Source organism: Salipiger mangrovisoli, from assembly GCF_015223355.1.
Taxonomy (GTDB): Bacteria; Pseudomonadota; Alphaproteobacteria; order Rhodobacterales; family Rhodobacteraceae; genus Salipiger; species Salipiger mangrovisoli.
The window spans coordinates 22,146-37,923 of sequence record NZ_JADFFK010000029.1; the positions used below are offsets into that span (position 1 = coordinate 22,146).

Sequence of the window (15,778 nt, forward strand, 5' to 3'; positions counted from 1 at the left end):
TCCTCAGCGATTGGCGAATTGCGCCACCAGCTCGGGGTCCTGCTCGAGCCCGGCCAGCCAGCCGGTGTCGAGCTGCGGTACCGAGGAAATGAGCAGCCGCGAATAGGGATGCGTCGCCTCGGTCGACATCCGCGCGGCGGGCAGCGCCTCGACCACCTCGCCCTTGTACATCACCAGCACGTCGTCGCAGATCGCCTCGACCGTCGAGAGATCGTGGCTGATGAACATGTAGCTCAGCCCCAGCTCGCGCTGCAGTTCCTTGAGCAGCTCGAGGATCGCCGCCGCCACCACCGTGTCGAGCGCCGAGGTGATCTCGTCGCAGAGGATCAGATCGGGGCTGGCGGCGAGCGCGCGGGCAAGGTTCACCCTCTGCTTCTGCCCGCCCGAGAGCTCTGCGGGCAACCGGTGCCGCAGGGCGGCGGGCAGGTGCACCATGTCGAGCAGCTCGATCACCCGCGCCTCGCGCGCCTTGCCGCGCAGCCTCTCGTAGAAGGTCAGCGGCCGGGCGAGGATGGCGCCGATGGAATGCGCCGGGTTGAGCGCGGTGTCGGCCAGCTGAAAGACCATCTGCATGCGCCGCAGGTCGTCCTTGGACCGGTTCTGCAGGTCGGGCTTCAGCTCCTTGCCATCGACCATTACACCCCCGCGATAGGCCGGCAGGATCCCCGCGATGGCCCGCGCCAGCGTCGACTTGCCCGATCCGGATTCGCCGATCACCCCGAGGTTGCGGCCGCGCTCGAGCTTGAAGTTCACGTTCTTGAGGATCTTGGCAAAGGGCACGCCGTCACGCAGCGGCCCGTATCCGGCGCAGAGGTCGAAGACCTCGAGGATCGGCTTGGGTTTGGCCGCCTGTTCGGGCTGGGCAATGGGTTGATGCGGCACCGGCTCGAAGGCCGCCAGAAGCTGCTTGGTATAGGAATGCTGCGGCGCGTGCAGGATTTGCTCGGCGCTGCCGACTTCCTGAATTTCGCCGCCCCTCAGCACGATAATCCGATCGGCGATCTGCGCCACGACGGCGAGGTCGTGGCTGACGTAGACGCCCGCGATCCCGCCCCGCTGCATCACCGACTTGAAGGCGCGCAGCACCTCGATCTGGGTGGTCACGTCGAGCGCCGTGGTGGGCTCGTCGAAGATCACCAGCTTGGGATCGCCGATCAGCGCCATCGCCGCCGAGAGCCGCTGCAGCTGCCCGCCCGAGACCTGGTGCGGGTAGCGCTTGCCGATGGTCTCGGCCTCCGGCAGGGCGAGGGCGCGGAAGAGTTCGACCGCCTTTTTCTCGGCCTCGGCGCGCGGCATCAGCTCGTGGATCGCGGCGATCTCGATCACCTGGTCCATGATCCGCTTCGAGGGGTTGAAGGCCGCGGCGGCCGATTGCGGCACGTAGGAGACCTCGGTGCCGCGCACCCGCGCGCGGGCGCGCTCGGACATGGCGGTGATCTCGGAGCTGCCGAGCCGGATGCTGCCGCCGTTGATGCGGCAGCCGGTGCGGGTGTGGCCCATGAGCGAGAGCGCGATGGTGGTCTTGCCCGAGCCGCTCTCGCCGATCAGCGCGACGATCTCTCCGGGCGCGATGTCGAAGCTGACGCCCTTGATGATCTCGACCTTGCGGCCGGCGTCGGTGGTCGCGCCGATGCGCAGGTCGCGGACGGAAACGAGTGGGTTGGTCATCATTCGCTCCTGTCGCGGATCTTGGTGGGCAGGTTGTCGATGAACATGTTCACCGAGATGGTCAGCGAGGCGATGGCGATCGAGGGGAAGATCACCGCCGGCGCGCCGAGGCTCAGCCCCTCGATGTTCTCGCGCACCAGCGCGCCCCAGTCGGCGTTGGGCGGCTGCACGCCGAGCCCGAGAAACGACAGACCCGAGAGCACCAGCACGATGAAGACGAAGCGCAGGCCGAGGTCGGCCAGCACCGGGCCGAGGATGTTGGGGAAGATCTCGCGCAGGATCAGGTAGGGTGTGCTTTCGCCGCGGGCGCGGGCGACGGTGACGAAATCCATCGTGTTGACGTTGACAGCCAGCGCCCGGGCGAAGCGGTAGGAGCCCGGCATGTAGATCGCCGTCAGGGTGAAGATCAGCACCGGGATCGACGAGCCGACGGCCGCGACGACCACAAGGCCGAAGAGCAGCGAGGGGATGCCGTTGAAGGCGTCCAGCAGCCGCGACAGGATCATGTCGAACCAGCCCCCGGCGACGGCGGCCACCATGCCGAGGATCACCCCCAGCGTGCAGGCCAGCGTCACCGCGGCGAGGGCGATGCCGACGGTGTAGCGCGCGCCCATCAGGATGCGCGAGAAGATGTCGCGCCCGAGGTAGTCGGTGCCCATCCAGAAGTCCTTGGTCACCGGGCCGAAGTAGTCCCAGTCGACGATCTCGCCCGGCGGATGCGGCGCCAGAGACGGCCCGACGACAGCGACCACGGCCCAGAAGAGGATGATCGCGAGGCCGATCCTGCCGACCCAGTTGAAGCGGTAGCCCGGCCCCTTGCGCTTCGGCGCGTCCTTGGCGGTGGTGGTGGTAGCTTCAGCCATCATCGACGCAGCCTCGGGTTGGAAAGGATTGCAATCATGTCCGCCAGGGTGATCAGCGACAGGTAGCTGACGCAGAAGATCATCGCGCAGGACTGGATCAGCGGCAGGTCGCGGGTGCTGACCGCATCGACCATCAGCTTGGCGACGCCGGGGTAGTTGAAGATCGTCTCGACGATGATCACCCCGCCGACGAGGTAGCTCAGCGACAGCGCCACGGCGTTGGCGATCGGCCCCAGCGCGTTGGGCAGCGCGTGACCCAGCACCATGCGCTTGCGCGAGGCGCCCTTGAGCAGCGCCATCTCGACGTAGGGGGTGTTGATCGTCTCGATCACCGCGGCACGTGTCATGCGGATCATCTGCGCCGAGACCACGAACGCGAGGGTGATCACCGGCATCGCGTAGGCCTTGAGCATGGCCGAGAGCGAGCTGACGTCGGCGCCGTAGCTCAGCGCCGGCAGCCAGCCGAGCCAGACCGCGAAGATCAGCACGGCGAGCGTCGCCACCATGAACTCGGGCACCGAGATCACCGAGATGGTCAGCACCGAGACGATCCGGTCGAAAAGCGAGCCGCGCCACATGGCCGCGCCGATCCCCAGCGCCAGCGCGACCGGCACCGAGATCAGCGTCGTCACGCCGGCGAGCTTCAGCGAGTTGCCCAGTCGGCCCGAGATCAGCTCCACCACTTCCATCTTGTTCACGTAGGAGGTGCCCAGATCGCCGCCCAGCAGCCCGACCAGCCAGCCGATGAAGCGGTTCAGCGCGGGCTCGTTCAGGCCCATCGCCTCGCGCAGGCCGGCGACGGCCTCGGGGGTGGCGGCCTGACCCAGCAGGATCTCGGCGACGTCACCGGGCAGCAGCTCGGTGGCGAAGAAGACGGCGAAGGAGACGATGACCAGCGTCAGCAGGGCGATGCCGAGCCGCTGTATCACCAGGAACCATGGCGTGAGCGATTGGGGCAAGTGGGGCACCTCTTTCAGCCGGGGGTGTCGGAAAAGTCGAAGACCGGGCCCGCGTCTGACGCGGGCCCGGAGTGTGCGCGAAGATCAGGCGTTGAGCCAGACGTATTCGGCGAAGGCGTAGCCCATCATGCCGCCCAGCGGGTTGGCCTTGAGGCCGCCAAGCTTGCTCGACACGGCGTCGACGTTGGAGATGTAGGCGGGAATGATGGTGCCGGCTTCGTTGGCGATCATCTCCTGCATCTCCCAATACATCGCGGTCCGCTTCTCCTCGTCGAGGGCACCGCGCGCCTCGACCATCATGCTGTCGAACTTCTCGGACTTGTACTGGCTCTCGTTCCACGGCGCGTCCGAGGCGTAGAGCAGCGAGAAGAGGATGTCCGGCGTCGGGCGCGGGTTGATGTTGCCGAAGTGGACTGGGGCCTTCAGCCAGTAGTTCGACCAGTAGCCATCGGAGGGCACGCGGTCGACCTTGAGGTTCATGCCGATCTCGGAGCCCGCTTGTTGCACCACGGTCGCCATGTCGACCGACGACGAGGCGGCATCGGAGGCGACCATCGGGATCTCGGTGCCCATCAGGCCCGCCTTCTCGAAGTGGTACTTGGCCTTTTCCGGGTCGAAGGCGCGCGGCGCGAGGTTCGGGTTGTGGTAGCGGTTGGCCGCGGACACGGGCTGGTCGTTGCCGATCTCGGCAAAGCCGCGCAGCACCGATTTCTGGATCATCTCGCGGTTCACGAGGTACTTCATGCCCTCGACGAAATCGGCCTTGGCGCCGGGTTCGAGGTCAAGCCGGATGTTGAGGTTGGTGTAGTTGCCCGCGGTGGTCACCGAGGTCATCACCTGCTCCTGCCCCTCGAGCATCCGCATCGAGCGCGGGTTGACCGAAGCGGCGAGCTGGATGTCACCCGAGAGCAGCGCGTTGACGCGGGCGTTGTTGTCGGGGATCGCGAAGAACTCGAAGCTGTCGAGATACGGACCCTCGGCCTTGAAGTAGTTGGGGTTCTTCACCGCGACGGAGCGCACGCCGGGTTCGAAGGCTTCGCAGATGAAGGCGCCGGTGCCGTTGGCCTTGGAGAAATCCGTGGTGCCGTCGGCGATGATCATGAAGTGGTGCAGCGCCAGGATGGTCGGCAGGTCGGCGTTGGGCGCCGAGAGCACGATCTTCACGGTCAGGTCGTCGACCTTGGAGATCTCGGTCATCTGCTTGGCGATCGAGTTCACCTTGGAGCCGACCGCCTCGTCGAGGTGACGCTTGAGCGAGTAGACCACGTCATCGGCCGAGAGCGTCTTGCCATCGTGGAAGGTGACGCCGGACTTCAGCTTCACTTCCCAGGTCTGCGCGTCGTCGGAGGAGACCGCGTCAGCCAGTTCCATCTGCGCCTGCCCGGCCTCGTCGAGGAAGGTCAGGCGGTTGTAGAAGGCGCAGCAGCGCACGTAATCGGTGGAGAGCGACGCCTTGGCCGGGTCGAGCGTGTCGGCGGTCGAGGACGACCAGCCTGCGGCCTTGAGCGAGCCACCCGAGACCGGGGTCGCGGCGACGGCGGCCGAGGCGCGCAGCAGCAGCGAGCCGCCCGCGGCGGCCGCGACGCCCGAGGACATAAGCATCTTCAGCAGATCCCGGCGCGAAGCGCCGCGGCGGATCATGTGCTCGACCATCGCGTCATCGCGGCCGGTCCAGTTGGTAGGGGTCTTGGTCATGACAGTCTTCCCTGTTGTGGTGGTTGTACGGGCCCGGACGGTCTTCGTGCCGCCTCGGGCCAGATGCTTCGCGGGGTTACGCGCCGAAGGCCTCGTCGGCCGCGAGGGCCAGTTCGATCAGCGCGTGGAAGTGGTAGTCGGGCTCGGTGAATTCCTTCGGCTCGATGGTGCCGCCGTAGCCCTTCTGCGCGTGTCGGCGCTGAATCCAGGCATTGGTCATGCCGAGCTCGCGCGAGATGCCGATATCGTGGTACTGGCTCTGCGCGGTGTGCAGGATGTCGTCCTTCGAGCCACCGTCCTTCTCCACGTGGGCAAAGACCTGGTGGAAGTAGTCGGGGTTGGGCTTCTCGCAGCCGGTGTCATCGGTGGTGAACCCCGCCCAGAAGGGCTGGCCCAGCTTCTCGGCGAATTTCTCGAAGGCCCAGCGGCGGGCGTTGGTCATCGCGATCAGCTTGTAGCGCGCCTTGAGCTTCGCCATCGCCTCGACACTGTCGGGGAAGGGTTTCGCCTCGCCCACCGTGTCGATCATCAGCTGACGGTATTCCTCGGTGTCGGGAAAGCCGAAGGCCGCGGCGATGCGCGAATAGCAGCGGCCCAGGTCGTCGGGGAAGAGCCCCGCGCCCGGCTCGTAGCGCGCGTCGCGGTAGACCGAGAGTGCCGCTTCGCCGTCGATGTCCACACCTTCGCGGGCGGCGATGGTCGCAAGGCCCTCCTTGATCGCCCCCTCGAAGTCGATGAGCGTGCCGACCACGTCGAATGTGACGTAGCTGAAGGCGGTAAGCGGTTTCACGGCGGTGGTCGTTGCCATCTCGGCAGTCCTTTCTGCGATGTAGCGGCGCGGGAGGGGCGCCATGATCCGTGCCGGGACGCGGGGCATTCGCAGAATTTTCTGCCTGACCTGCGGTTTTGACCCACCCACGCTGGTTTCCGTCGTTTTCCCCTGATTTTCGGGGAAATGCTGCGTAGTCCCGTCGGGTCGTCGCGTCCCTGTTGCATTCAGCTTCCCCCGAAATGGCGCTTCGGAAACTCCGAAAGCGGCCAGAGGGGCGGCATATTCTTCTGTATTCCCCCGAGGCGCGGCATTTTCGCGCCGTGCCCCGGAGCGGCGTTTCAGTAGCCCCGCGCCTGATCGACGAGCCCCGGAAGCGGCTCCCCAGCCCGGCTGGCGCGCAGCACGTTCAGCACGTGCCGGGCGCCTTCGGCGGCGTCGGTGTTGGCCGCGATGTGCGGGGTGATCACCAGCCGCGGGTCGGCCCAGGCCCAGTGATCCGCGGGCAGCGGCTCGGGGTCGGTGACGTCGAGCATGGCCGAGGCCAGCTGCCCGGCATCGAGCGCGCCCTTCAGCGCCGCCATGTCGAGCTGCGCGCCGCGGCCCGCGTGGACCAGCATCGCGCCCTGCGGCATCTTCGCGAAGAAGGCGGCATTCATCAGGCCGCGCGTCCCGGCGGTGAGCGGCAGCAGGCAGATCAGAATGTCGGACCGCGCAAGGAAGGCATCCATCCCCTCGGCCCCGAAGACCTCGATCCCCTCGACAGGGCGGCCCGAGCGTGACCAGCCGGCCACGTCGAAGCCCATGCCGCGCAGGGTGTCTGCGGCCAGAAGGCCGATGCGCCCCAGCCCCATGATCCCCAGCCGCGCGCCGCGCGTGAGCGGCACCGGGCGGGTGGTCCACTCCGCCGCGCGCTGCTGGCCGAGGTAAACGGGCATCTCGCGGTGCAGCATCAGCGTGGCCATCACCACCCAGTCGCGCACCATCTCCTCGATGCCCGGCGCCAGCGTGCGCACGAGGCTCACGCCCTCGGGCATGGCGGGCATCTGGTCGACGCCCGCCCCGGTCGAGATCACCACCCGCAGGTTCGGGTAGCGCCGCAGATCCCGCGGCGGCACCCAGCAGACGAGATGGGTGATCGCGGCGGGGTCGGTCACCGCCGCCTCGCCCACGATCATCTCCTCGCCCGCCGCCGCGAAGAGCGGCTTCCAGACCTCGGCGCGATCCGCCGTCGAGAGGTAGAGCAGCGCCATCAGGCGAGGGCCGCGCGGATTTCCGGGTCTTCCAGCGTCAGGTCGAGCACGGTGCGGGTGCGCTCGACGATGGCGTCGATTTCCGCGTCGGTGCAGCAGAGCGGCGGCGCGTAACCGAAGATGCCCTGCGCGAAGCTGCGCACGATGAGCCCCTGCTCCCAGGCCCGATCGAAGAGCCGGGTGGCGGGCTGCACGGCGGCGGGCAGCGGCGTCTTCTTCTCCTTGTCGGTGACCAGCTCGACGGCGGCCAGCATCCCCCGGCCTCGCACGTCGCCGACCAGCGGGTGATCGCGCAGCGTCTCGAGCCCGGCCATCAGCCGCGCCCCCGCCTTGCGGCCATTCTCCAGCAGCCCGCCCTCGTAGAGACGCAGCACCTCCAGCGCGACGGCGGCCGACACGGGATGCGCCGAGTAGGTGAAACCGTGGCCCACGGCCTTGGCGCCCGCGCCCTCGGCGATGGTCTCGTAGACATGGTCACGCATGAAGACCGCGCCCATCGGCACGTAGCCTGAGGTGAGCCCCTTTGCGGTGGTCATGAGGTCCGGAACGATGCCCTCTTCCTCGCAGGCAAAGAGCGGGCCGGTGCGGCCGAAGCCGGTGATGACCTCGTCGGCGACGAAGAGGATGTCCATCTCGGCGCAGGCGTCGCGCATCGCCTTCACCCAGCCCTTCGGCGGCACAAGCACCCCGCCCGATCCCTGGATCGGCTCGACGTAGAAGGCGGCGACCTTGTCCTCGCCGATCGCTGCGACCTTGGCCTTCAGCTCGGCGACCGAGGCATCGACGATCTCCTGCTCGGTCTTGAGCGGGTTCCGGTAGATGTAATGCGACGAGATCTTGTGCTGCCACTGGTAGGGCACGCCGAAGCCATCGTGGAAGCCGGGCAGCGCGGTCAGCCCGGCGCCCATGGTGGTGGAGCCGTGGTAGCCCTGCTCGACCGAGATGAACTGATCGCGCTGCGGCTGGCCCTTGGCGTGCCAGTAGTAGCGGATGAATCGGATCGTGCTGTCCACCGCGTCAGACCCGCCGAGGCTGAAATAGATGTGGTTGAGATCGCCGGGGCTGCGCTCGGCCAGCTCGGCGGCAAGCCGGATCGGTGCCTCGGCCCCGAGGTCGAAATAGCCGGTGGCATAGGGCAGCCTGCGCATCTGCTCGGCGGCGGCCTCGACGACGCTCTCATGGCCGTAACCGGCGTTGACGCACCACAGGCCGGCGAAACCGTCGATCAGCTCGCGGCCCTCGGCATCGGTGACGGTCGCGCCCTTGGCCGAGCGCAGCACGCGCACGCCGCGCGCCTCGTGGCCGCGGAAGGACGAGACCGGGTGGACGAGGTGCTGGCGGTCCAGCTCGATGAGGGAATTGGTCAGCATGACGCTCTCCGGAAGGTCAGCCCAGGGCCTGCGAGGCAAGGGCGTAGGTTGTAAAATCGGTCTCGGCGGCGGCCCGGGCCGCCTTCTTCATCGCGGTGCCGCCACCCGCATGGGCAAGGCCGAGCGCTTCGGCATGGGGCGCCAGCACGGCATCGGTCAGGTCGACGCGCAGGAATTGCCCGGCGCAGCGCGTGGCCCCGGTGGCGATCAGCGCGCGGGCGGTCTCGGCGTCCTGCGCCACGACCGGCCCCAGCACCCTGCCGCGTCCGAACTCGCGCAGAATGGCGAAACCGCGCTCGGCGCGAAGTAGCTCGCCGCGCTCCGTGATCGCCGCGATCAGGGCAGCGCGGTCCATGCCGCTGGCAGCGCGGTCCATCGCAGCAAGGTCCGATGCGTCCGCCCCGGCAACCAGCTGAACCGGCAACTCGGGCGCGGCGGCCTTGGCGATGCCCTGATGCTGGAAGACCTCGCCCGTGGCCTCGAAGCCGAGCTTCTCGTAAAGCGGCAGCCCGTCGGCGGTGGCGGTAAGGCGCAATTCGCGCGTACCTCCGATCTCCAGCACCGCCTGCATGAGCCTGCGGCCAAGCCCCCTGCCCCGCATCCGCGCATCGACGATGATCATGTTGATGGTCGCCACCTCGCCGAAGAGCGAGCAGAGCGCGGTGCCCACCACCTCGTCCCCCTGCAAGGCCACGACACCCTGCGAGACCGAGAGCGTCAGCTCCCAGTCGACGGCACGGTGCGGCCAGCCTGCCTCGCGCGAGAGGCGCAGGGCACCGGTCAGGTGGGCAGGCGAAAACGGGGCGAGGATGATCTCGGGCGCATCGGCCGCGAGTGGGGAGGCAGCGGTCATCGGGGGTCTCTGTGTCTTGACGTGTCGGGGTCAGGCTAGCGCACGGCGGGCGGCAGGTTCGCCCTGATCCGCTGCGTGCACGGCAGTTTTCCCTGCGGCGACCACGGGCCGCCGCAGGATATGCCGCGCTCAGCAGAGCCGCCGGCCGAGCGCGAGGACCATCTCGGTCGCGCCGGCCAGTTCCGGCTCCGTGAGGTATTCCTCGGGCTTGTGCGCGCGCGCAATGTCGCCCGGGCCGCAGACGATCGCGGGCACGCCCGCCTGCTGGAAAAGCCCGGCCTCGGTGCCGTATGACACGGCCTGAAGCGGCGCATGGCCCGAGATCTCTGTGGCGAGGGCCGTAAGCGGATGGTCCGCGTCGAGCGCCAGGGCCGGGTAGTCAGACAGCCATTCGGCGTCGAGGCCGCCGATCCCGGCCAGCGGCGCGAGGATCTGCCGCGGATCGACACCGCAGATGGCGCGCGCCTCGATGCAGGCCTCGGCGCGGTCCGGGATGATGTTGAGCGCCTGTCCCCCCGCGACGGTGCCGATCTGCACCGTCGAATGGGCCGGCGCGAAGCGCGCGTCCTGCGGCCCGGATTTCAGGCTCTCGGCCAGCGCGACGGCGGCGCAAAGTGCCGGCGCAAGCGCATGGATCGCGTTCTGCCCCAGATCGGGACGCGATGAATGGCCCGAAACGCCCGTCGCCACCAGCCGCAGCGCCGCCTTGCCCTTGTGCGCCAGCACCGGCACCAGCCCCGAGGGTTCGCCGACGATGCAGCCAAGCGGCGCGGCACAAAGCTCCGGCAGTTTCGCCAGCAGGTGCCGCACGCCGCGGCAGCCCGCCTCTTCGTCGTAGGAGAGCGCGATGTGGACCGGCGCCCGCAGCGGCATTGCGGCCAGTTCGGGAACGGCGGCGAGCACGGCGGCATCGAAGCCTTTCATGTCGCAGGCCCCGCGGCCGATCAGCCGCGCGCCGTCCCGCCGCAGCACGAAGGGATCCCCGAGCCAGCCCGGCTCCTGCGCCGGGACGACATCGACGTGTCCCGACAGGATGTAGCCCGGCAGCGAGGGATCGCCGATCGTGGCGAAGAGGTTCTCGCGGTCGCCCTCGGGGCCGACCACGCGGGTGACCCGCGCGCCGTGCTCCGAAAGGTAGTGCGCGACGTAATCCATCAGCGCCGTGTTCGAGGTGCCGACGACGCTGGGGAAGGCGACGAGCCGTTCGAGGATCTCCGCCGCCCGCATCAGGAGGCGATCACGAAGATCTTGCGCACCGTCTCGAGCGTGCTCCAGGTGCCGGTGAAGCCGGGCTTCATCACGAAGCTGTCGCCGGGCCCGAAGACATGGCTCTTGCCGCCGTCCTCGGCGATCTCGCAGCGCCCCGAGAGGATGTGGCAGAACTCGAAGGTCTCGCCCTTGATCGAGATGGTCTTGCCTTCGGTCGCCTCCCAGACGCCGGTACGGATCTTGCCCCAGTTGGCGGCTTCGGCCAGCGCGGTGTCGAGCTCCCATGTTTTGTAGGCGGGCGCGCCCTCGATCAGGCGGTCGGGCGCGGCGGTGGCCTCCTTCGGCGCAAAAGTGGGAGCGGTTTCAACGGGTACGAGCAGGGCCATGGGAGTCTCCGGTATTGGTCTCGGGAACATTGACCGCAGAATGCCCCGCCGCGCCGCGCGCCGGTCACCGAAAGCGCACGTGGCGCGGCAGACCGTGCCGCGACCCGCGCGCCAAACGCAATTTCCTGCGCTGAGAGCGCGAAACGCGGCAGGCGCTGTGGCGGCGGGCGGGTCAAGATGACGGTATCACGCACCCCGGAGACCGACATGACCTTCCGCCCCAAATTCATCACCTTCGACTGTCACGGCACGATGATCTACTTCGACATGGCAGGCGCCGCGCGCGACTTCTACGGCGAGCAGCTTGGGGCAGAGAAGATCGAGGTCTTCATCCGCGACTTCTCGGCCTACCGGCTGGACGAGGTGCTGGGCACGTGGAAGCCCTATGCCGAGGTGGTTCACAACGCTCTGGAGCGCACCTGCAAGCGCAACGGCGTCGCCTTCGACCCCGAGATCGCGGCAAAGATCTATGACCGCGTGCCGACCTGGGGTCCCAACCCCGACGTTCCAGCCGGCCTTGCCAAGATCGCCCCGCACATCCCGCTGGTGGCGCTCACCAATTCGATGAACAGCCAGATCCCGCACAATATCGCCAAGCTCGGGGCGCCGATCGCGCATGTGTTCACCGCCGAGAGCGCGCGGGCCTACAAGCCGCAGATGCGCGCCTTCGAGTACATGTTCGACGAACTGGGCTGCGGGCCGGAAGACGTGCTGCACGTCTCTTCCTCGTTCCGCTACGACCTGATGACCGCGCATGATCTGGGGATCAGGAACAAGGTCTGGGTCAACCGCGGCCACGAGCCGGCGAACCCCTTCTACGGCTATACCGAGATCAAGGACATCTCCGGGCTTCCCGGCGTCGTCGGCCTGTAACCAAAGCTGTAACGAAAGCACCGCGATGCAATATCAGTCCTACTGGCACGCCACCTCGACCCCCTTTGCCTCGGCCCAGCCGGGACCGGTCGAGGGCAAGGTCGACGTGGTCGTCATCGGGGCCGGGTTCACCGGCCTCAACGCCGCCCGCAAGCTGGCCCGCGAGGGCGTGAGCGTCGCGGTGCTCGAGGCCCGTCACGTCGGCTTCGGCGGCTCGGGCCGCAACGGCGGCCATCTCAACAACGGCATGGCCCATGGCTACGGCGAGGCCAAGGCGCATCTCGGCGCGGAGCGGGCCAAGGCGCTCTGGCAGGCCTACGACCGGTCGATCGACATGATCGAGGACGTCATCGCCGAGGAAGGCATCGCCTGCGACTTCCGCCGCTCGGGCAAGCTCAAGCTCGCCTCGAAGGCCAGCCACGTCGCGGGGCTGCGTGCCAATTTCGAGACGATCCACCGCGAGGTGGATGCCGACACGCGGTTCCTTGAACAGCACGAGTTGGAGGGCGAGATCGGCTCGGACCAGTTCCACGGCGGGATGCTCTACGGCAAGTCGGCAATGATGCACATGGGCCGCTACGTGACGGGTCTGGCCGAGGCCGCCCACCGCCACGGCGCGAAGATCTGGGAAGACGCCCCGGTCACCGGGCGCAGACGCGAGGACAGCGGCTGGCTGATCGAGACACCCAAGGGCACGATCCGCGCCGAGCGGGTGATCGCCGCGACCAACGCCTATTCGAACAGCGTCGAGACGGCCCCGCTGGGGTTCTTCAAGAAGCGGATCATCTCCGTCGGTTCCTTCATCGTGGCGACCCGCCCGCTCAGCGATGCCGAGATCGCCGCGACGCTGCCGGGCAACCGCACCTATGTCACATCGATGAACATCGGCAACTACTTCCGCCTGTCGCCGGACAAGCGGATGATCTTCGGCGGGCGCGCGCGCTTCTCGGCGACCTCGGACCAGAACTCGGACGCAAAGTCGGGCAAGGTATTGCGCGCCGCACTGGCGCAGATGTTCCCGCAGATGGCCAAGGTCGAGCTGGACTATTGCTGGGGCGGCATGGTCGGCATGACCAAGGACCGCTTCCCGCGCGCGGGCGAGGCCGACGGCATGATCTACGGCATGGGCTACTCCGGCCACGGCGCGCAGCTTTCGACGCTGATGGGGCAGGTCCTTGCCGACATGGCGATGGGCCGGACCGACACCAACCCGTTGCAGGGACTCGACTGGCCAAAGGTGCCGCTGCATTCCGGCAAGCCGTGGTTCTTGCCGCTGGTCGGCATGTATTTCGGCCTGAAGGATCGGATTTCCTGAAAACGCGAAGAGGGCTCCAGGGCCCCTCTTTCGGTGGTCTGGATGCTCAGCCCAGAGACTGCATCGCCAGACCGTAGGTCATCGGCCCGCTCTGCGCGCGGCGCAGGCGCCCGTAGCGCATGTCGGTGACCGTGTCGTAGACGCCGAGCCCCGCGGCAGAAACGAAGGCCTCGAAGCGCTCGCTCTCGATGATCGTGTCGAGGCGCAGGAACTCGCCCTCATGCGCCATGATGAATTCGGCGGCCAACTGCATGGCGACCCCGTCCTGCTCGGCCACGAGCGGGCCGATCACCCGGCCCTTGCCGAAGTTCCGCATCATCGCGTAGCCCTCGATCGCCCCGCCGCGCTCGGCGACCAGCACGTCCGAAACCCCCAGAAGCGCGTCGAGGATCGCGGTGCGCTCCGCACCATAGGCGTGGGTGTCGAGCGCCCGGATTGCCGGCAGGTCGCTTTCTTGCATCGGCCGGATGGAGACGCCTTGCACCGGCTCGGGGGGCCGGATCGCTCGCGCCACCCCCTGATGCTGGTAGACGAGGCGCACCGGCGTGAAGCCGGCTCCCTCGTAGAGACGGTACCCCTGCCGCGTCGCCGAAAGCCGCAGGTCGCGCCCGGCCTGTTCGGTCATCACCCGGCGCAGCAGCCGCCCGCCGGTGCCCTGCGACTGCAGGCGCGGCGTGGTGACCATCATGCCGAGCATGGTGAAATCCTCGCCGCTCGGGAAGCCCATCACCGAACTGAGCGGTCGGCCGATCTCGTCGAGCGCGAGGTAGCCGGTGCCCAGCCCGAGCACCAGTTCGATGTCACTGGCGCGATGCGGCCAGAAGACGCTGACCGTCAGCTCGTGCAGCCGGTCGATCATCGAGGCATCCACCGGCTCGATCCGGGCCTTGTAGGTGTCCACCTGCATCCAGTCGCTTTCCACCTTCGGCGCCTCTCGGCGCATGAAGGCGCGGTGGCGGGCAAGAGCCTCCGGCGGCATCAGTTCGGCGCTGCCCGGTGGCAGCGCCAGGTCGGACTGGTCTTGGACGCTCATGCTCACTTCTTTCCGTTGCTGGCCGGCAGCCCGACAGGGTGTCTCCCAGACGGATCGCTCGTTCTGTTTATCTAACGGATCGCGTGAAAAGATCTGCCGTATCGCGCCCGCTGCCCGAAGTTTCTGCCGTTCTCGGTGCTCGGCGGCAACCCTTTCGCGAGCGACCTCGATCCCAGTGGAATACACGCCCCGGCACCCCTGCCCCCGGATTTCCGGCGTCGCCGAGGCATGTCACGCAAGGTCATCGGCATCTGGCCCTCGCCGGGGGCCGTCGCGCGGCGCGAGACCTTACGCCAATGCGCGAGCCGGTCCCGGACCCGCAGCGGCGATGATCGGGAAACCGTCTTATACCACACATCCGCACACTTGAACGTAGACCCTCGCAGACCGGACCGCGCAGCTTCCCCGTGCCAAGGGCAATACGCTCACCGCATCGCAAGCGGCATACGCGACCGCGCCCGGCACAAGCCAAATCCGTAGGACATCCAAGCCGCATGACCGGGGGTCGATATGCGCGCCACAGCACCACCCGCAAGCGGAGCTCGCCGCCCCGCGCTCACGATCAAGTTGTTGCGGGCAGGATCGGCTCCAATGCCGCAAGATCCTCCTTCATCCGCTCCACGAGCCACTGCGCGATATCGGCCACGATGTCCCGCGAAGGGCCCGCGCCGCAGTCTATAAGGCGATGGACACGCCCGGTGCGATGCGCTCGGCCTCCGACAGGGACCAGCCTTCGGTCAAGCAGCAGTTTCGACGTCACGCTGAGCCAGCCGAGCGCCACCCCGCTCCCGTCCAGCGCGGCCTGCAAGAGCACCGAGTAATCGTCGAATTCGTGGCAGACGTCGCCCTCCAGCTGCCCCGGCAGGCAAAGGTCGGACATGTCATTCCAGATGTCGTGCGCATGGTCGGAAAAGTGCAGGAACGTTTCATTTCCCGTGCTTTTGCGCGCCGCTGCATATCCGGGACTGCAGACCGGAAGAACGATTTCCGGCACGAAATCCCAGCTCCGGACGTCCTGGTCCGAGGCGTCCATGGTGCGCACCGCGAGATCGACATCGTCCGGCAAGCCCCGCACCATGCCGGAAATCAGGTGAAAGCGCAGGCGCACATCGGGAAAGGCCTGGGTGAAGGCGGCGAGGCGGGGTGCCATCCAATGCGCCACGAAGGAGCCTGACACCGAAAGGCTGACGACCCCGGCTTCCTCGTGCCGTCGGCGTTCGATTTGCTTGATCGTGCGCAGGATGGTGCTCATGCCCTGGGTGATCGCGTGAAAGAGCTCGCGGCCCGCGTCCGTGAGTTCCGCACCTGTCGAGCGCCGCTCGAACAGCGCCACGCCAATCTCCCGCTCGAGCTGCGCAACGTTGCGGCTGACGGAGGGCTGCGAGATGTTGAACGCCTTGGCGGCGGCCGAGAAACTGCCGCTTCGAGCCGCGCATTCGAAGACCAGGAATGGCTTGAGGGAGGAGAACCTCTGGCTGAATTCTTCCATACGCTCATCGTATAGCGTGACGGCTTTTTTTCAACCTTCACGA

At 67.6% G+C, this 15,778-nt stretch carries 14 protein-coding genes; 2 read left to right on the forward strand and 12 right to left on the reverse strand.

The window, feature by feature from the left end:
* Nucleotides 1–3: 3 nt before the first annotated feature.
* The 10 genes from IQ782_RS25765 to IQ782_RS25810 form a co-directional block, all read right to left on the reverse strand.
* Nucleotides 4–1,668, reverse strand: a complete 1,665-nt coding sequence (locus tag IQ782_RS25765; protein ID WP_194137546.1) for an ABC transporter ATP-binding protein — start codon at nucleotides 1,666–1,668, stop codon at nucleotides 4–6.
* Nucleotides 1,668–2,531, reverse strand: coding sequence for an ABC transporter permease (locus tag IQ782_RS25770; RefSeq protein ID WP_194137547.1), 864 nt, complete (start codon nucleotides 2,529–2,531; stop codon nucleotides 1,668–1,670). The genes IQ782_RS25765 and IQ782_RS25770 overlap by 1 nt, the downstream gene beginning before the upstream one ends.
* Entirely contained in the window at nucleotides 2,531–3,490 is a 960-nt protein-coding gene (locus IQ782_RS25775) for an ABC transporter permease (protein WP_194137548.1), read from the reverse strand. Before IQ782_RS25775 ends, IQ782_RS25770 begins: the two co-directional genes overlap by 1 nt.
* 84 nt (nucleotides 3,491–3,574) lie before the next feature.
* A complete protein-coding gene (locus IQ782_RS25780) occupies nucleotides 3,575–5,185 on the reverse strand; it encodes an ABC transporter substrate-binding protein (protein ID WP_194137549.1) in 1,611 nt (536 codons plus the stop codon).
* 76 nt (nucleotides 5,186–5,261) lie between these two features.
* Nucleotides 5,262–5,993 (reverse strand): HAD-IA family hydrolase, encoded by a 732-nt coding sequence (locus IQ782_RS25785; protein WP_194137550.1) that lies wholly within the window; start codon nucleotides 5,991–5,993, stop codon nucleotides 5,262–5,264.
* Between the two features lie 302 nt (nucleotides 5,994–6,295).
* Nucleotides 6,296–7,207, reverse strand: a complete 912-nt coding sequence (locus IQ782_RS25790; RefSeq protein WP_194137551.1) for a 2-hydroxyacid dehydrogenase — start codon at nucleotides 7,205–7,207, stop codon at nucleotides 6,296–6,298.
* Nucleotides 7,207–8,577, reverse strand: coding sequence for an aspartate aminotransferase family protein (locus tag IQ782_RS25795; RefSeq protein ID WP_194137552.1), 1,371 nt, complete (start codon nucleotides 8,575–8,577; stop codon nucleotides 7,207–7,209). The genes IQ782_RS25790 and IQ782_RS25795 overlap by 1 nt, the downstream gene beginning before the upstream one ends.
* Nucleotides 8,578–8,593: 16 nt before the next feature.
* Nucleotides 8,594–9,430: a GNAT family N-acetyltransferase gene (locus IQ782_RS25800; protein ID WP_194137553.1), complete on the reverse strand. Its 837-nt coding sequence runs from the start codon at nucleotides 9,428–9,430 to the stop codon at nucleotides 8,594–8,596.
* 129 nt (nucleotides 9,431–9,559) lie between these two features.
* Nucleotides 9,560–10,657 (reverse strand): acetylornithine deacetylase, encoded by a 1,098-nt coding sequence (gene argE, locus IQ782_RS25805; RefSeq protein WP_194137554.1) that lies wholly within the window; start codon nucleotides 10,655–10,657, stop codon nucleotides 9,560–9,562.
* Nucleotides 10,657–11,025, reverse strand: a complete 369-nt coding sequence (locus IQ782_RS25810; RefSeq protein ID WP_194137555.1) for a cupin domain-containing protein — start codon at nucleotides 11,023–11,025, stop codon at nucleotides 10,657–10,659. Before IQ782_RS25810 ends, argE begins: the two co-directional genes overlap by 1 nt.
* 207 nt (nucleotides 11,026–11,232) lie before the next feature.
* Here IQ782_RS25810 and IQ782_RS25815 point away from each other — a divergent pair, with 207 nt between their 5' ends.
* Both IQ782_RS25815 and IQ782_RS25820 read left to right on the forward strand, forming a co-directional pair.
* Nucleotides 11,233–11,898, forward strand: coding sequence for a haloacid dehalogenase type II (locus IQ782_RS25815; protein ID WP_194137556.1), 666 nt, complete (start codon nucleotides 11,233–11,235; stop codon nucleotides 11,896–11,898).
* Nucleotides 11,899–11,923: 25 nt separating this feature from the next.
* Nucleotides 11,924–13,213, forward strand: coding sequence for an NAD(P)/FAD-dependent oxidoreductase (locus IQ782_RS25820; RefSeq protein ID WP_194137557.1), 1,290 nt, complete (start codon nucleotides 11,924–11,926; stop codon nucleotides 13,211–13,213).
* 46 nt (nucleotides 13,214–13,259) lie between these two features.
* Here the strand turns inward: IQ782_RS25820 and IQ782_RS25825 are convergent, their stop codons facing one another.
* Entirely contained in the window at nucleotides 13,260–14,246 is a 987-nt protein-coding gene (locus tag IQ782_RS25825; RefSeq protein ID WP_194137558.1) for a GNAT family N-acetyltransferase, read from the reverse strand.
* 562 nt (nucleotides 14,247–14,808) lie between these two features.
* Nucleotides 14,809–15,735 (reverse strand): LysR family transcriptional regulator, encoded by a 927-nt coding sequence (locus IQ782_RS25830; RefSeq protein WP_194137559.1) that lies wholly within the window; start codon nucleotides 15,733–15,735, stop codon nucleotides 14,809–14,811.
* Nucleotides 15,736–15,778 lie beyond the last annotated feature (43 nt).

Bases quoted from the DNA above. Each gene is read 5' to 3' on its own strand.
- IQ782_RS25765 (WP_194137546.1), bottom strand. From the start codon at position 1,668: ATGACCAACCCACTCGTTTCCGTCCGCGACCTGCGCATCGGCGCGACC.
- IQ782_RS25770 (WP_194137547.1), bottom strand. From the start codon at position 2,531: ATGGCTGAAGCTACCACCACCACCGCCAAGGACGCGCCGAAGCGCAAG.
- IQ782_RS25780 (WP_194137549.1), bottom strand. From the start codon at position 5,185: ATGACCAAGACCCCTACCAACTGGACCGGCCGCGATGACGCGATGGTC.
- IQ782_RS25785 (WP_194137550.1), bottom strand. From the start codon at position 5,993: ATGGCAACGACCACCGCCGTGAAACCGCTTACCGCCTTCAGCTACGTC.
- IQ782_RS25790 (WP_194137551.1), bottom strand. From the start codon at position 7,207: ATGGCGCTGCTCTACCTCTCGACGGCGGATCGCGCCGAGGTCTGGAAG.
- IQ782_RS25795 (WP_194137552.1), bottom strand. From the start codon at position 8,577: ATGCTGACCAATTCCCTCATCGAGCTGGACCGCCAGCACCTCGTCCAC.
- IQ782_RS25800 (WP_194137553.1), bottom strand. From the start codon at position 9,430: ATGACCGCTGCCTCCCCACTCGCGGCCGATGCGCCCGAGATCATCCTC.
- argE (WP_194137554.1), bottom strand. From the start codon at position 10,657: ATGCGGGCGGCGGAGATCCTCGAACGGCTCGTCGCCTTCCCCAGCGTC.
- IQ782_RS25810 (WP_194137555.1), bottom strand. From the start codon at position 11,025: ATGGCCCTGCTCGTACCCGTTGAAACCGCTCCCACTTTTGCGCCGAAG.
- IQ782_RS25815 (WP_194137556.1), top strand. From the start codon at position 11,233: ATGACCTTCCGCCCCAAATTCATCACCTTCGACTGTCACGGCACGATG.
- IQ782_RS25820 (WP_194137557.1), top strand. From the start codon at position 11,924: ATGCAATATCAGTCCTACTGGCACGCCACCTCGACCCCCTTTGCCTCG.
- IQ782_RS25825 (WP_194137558.1), bottom strand. From the start codon at position 14,246: ATGAGCGTCCAAGACCAGTCCGACCTGGCGCTGCCACCGGGCAGCGCC.
- IQ782_RS25830 (WP_194137559.1), bottom strand. From the start codon at position 15,735: ATGGAAGAATTCAGCCAGAGGTTCTCCTCCCTCAAGCCATTCCTGGTC.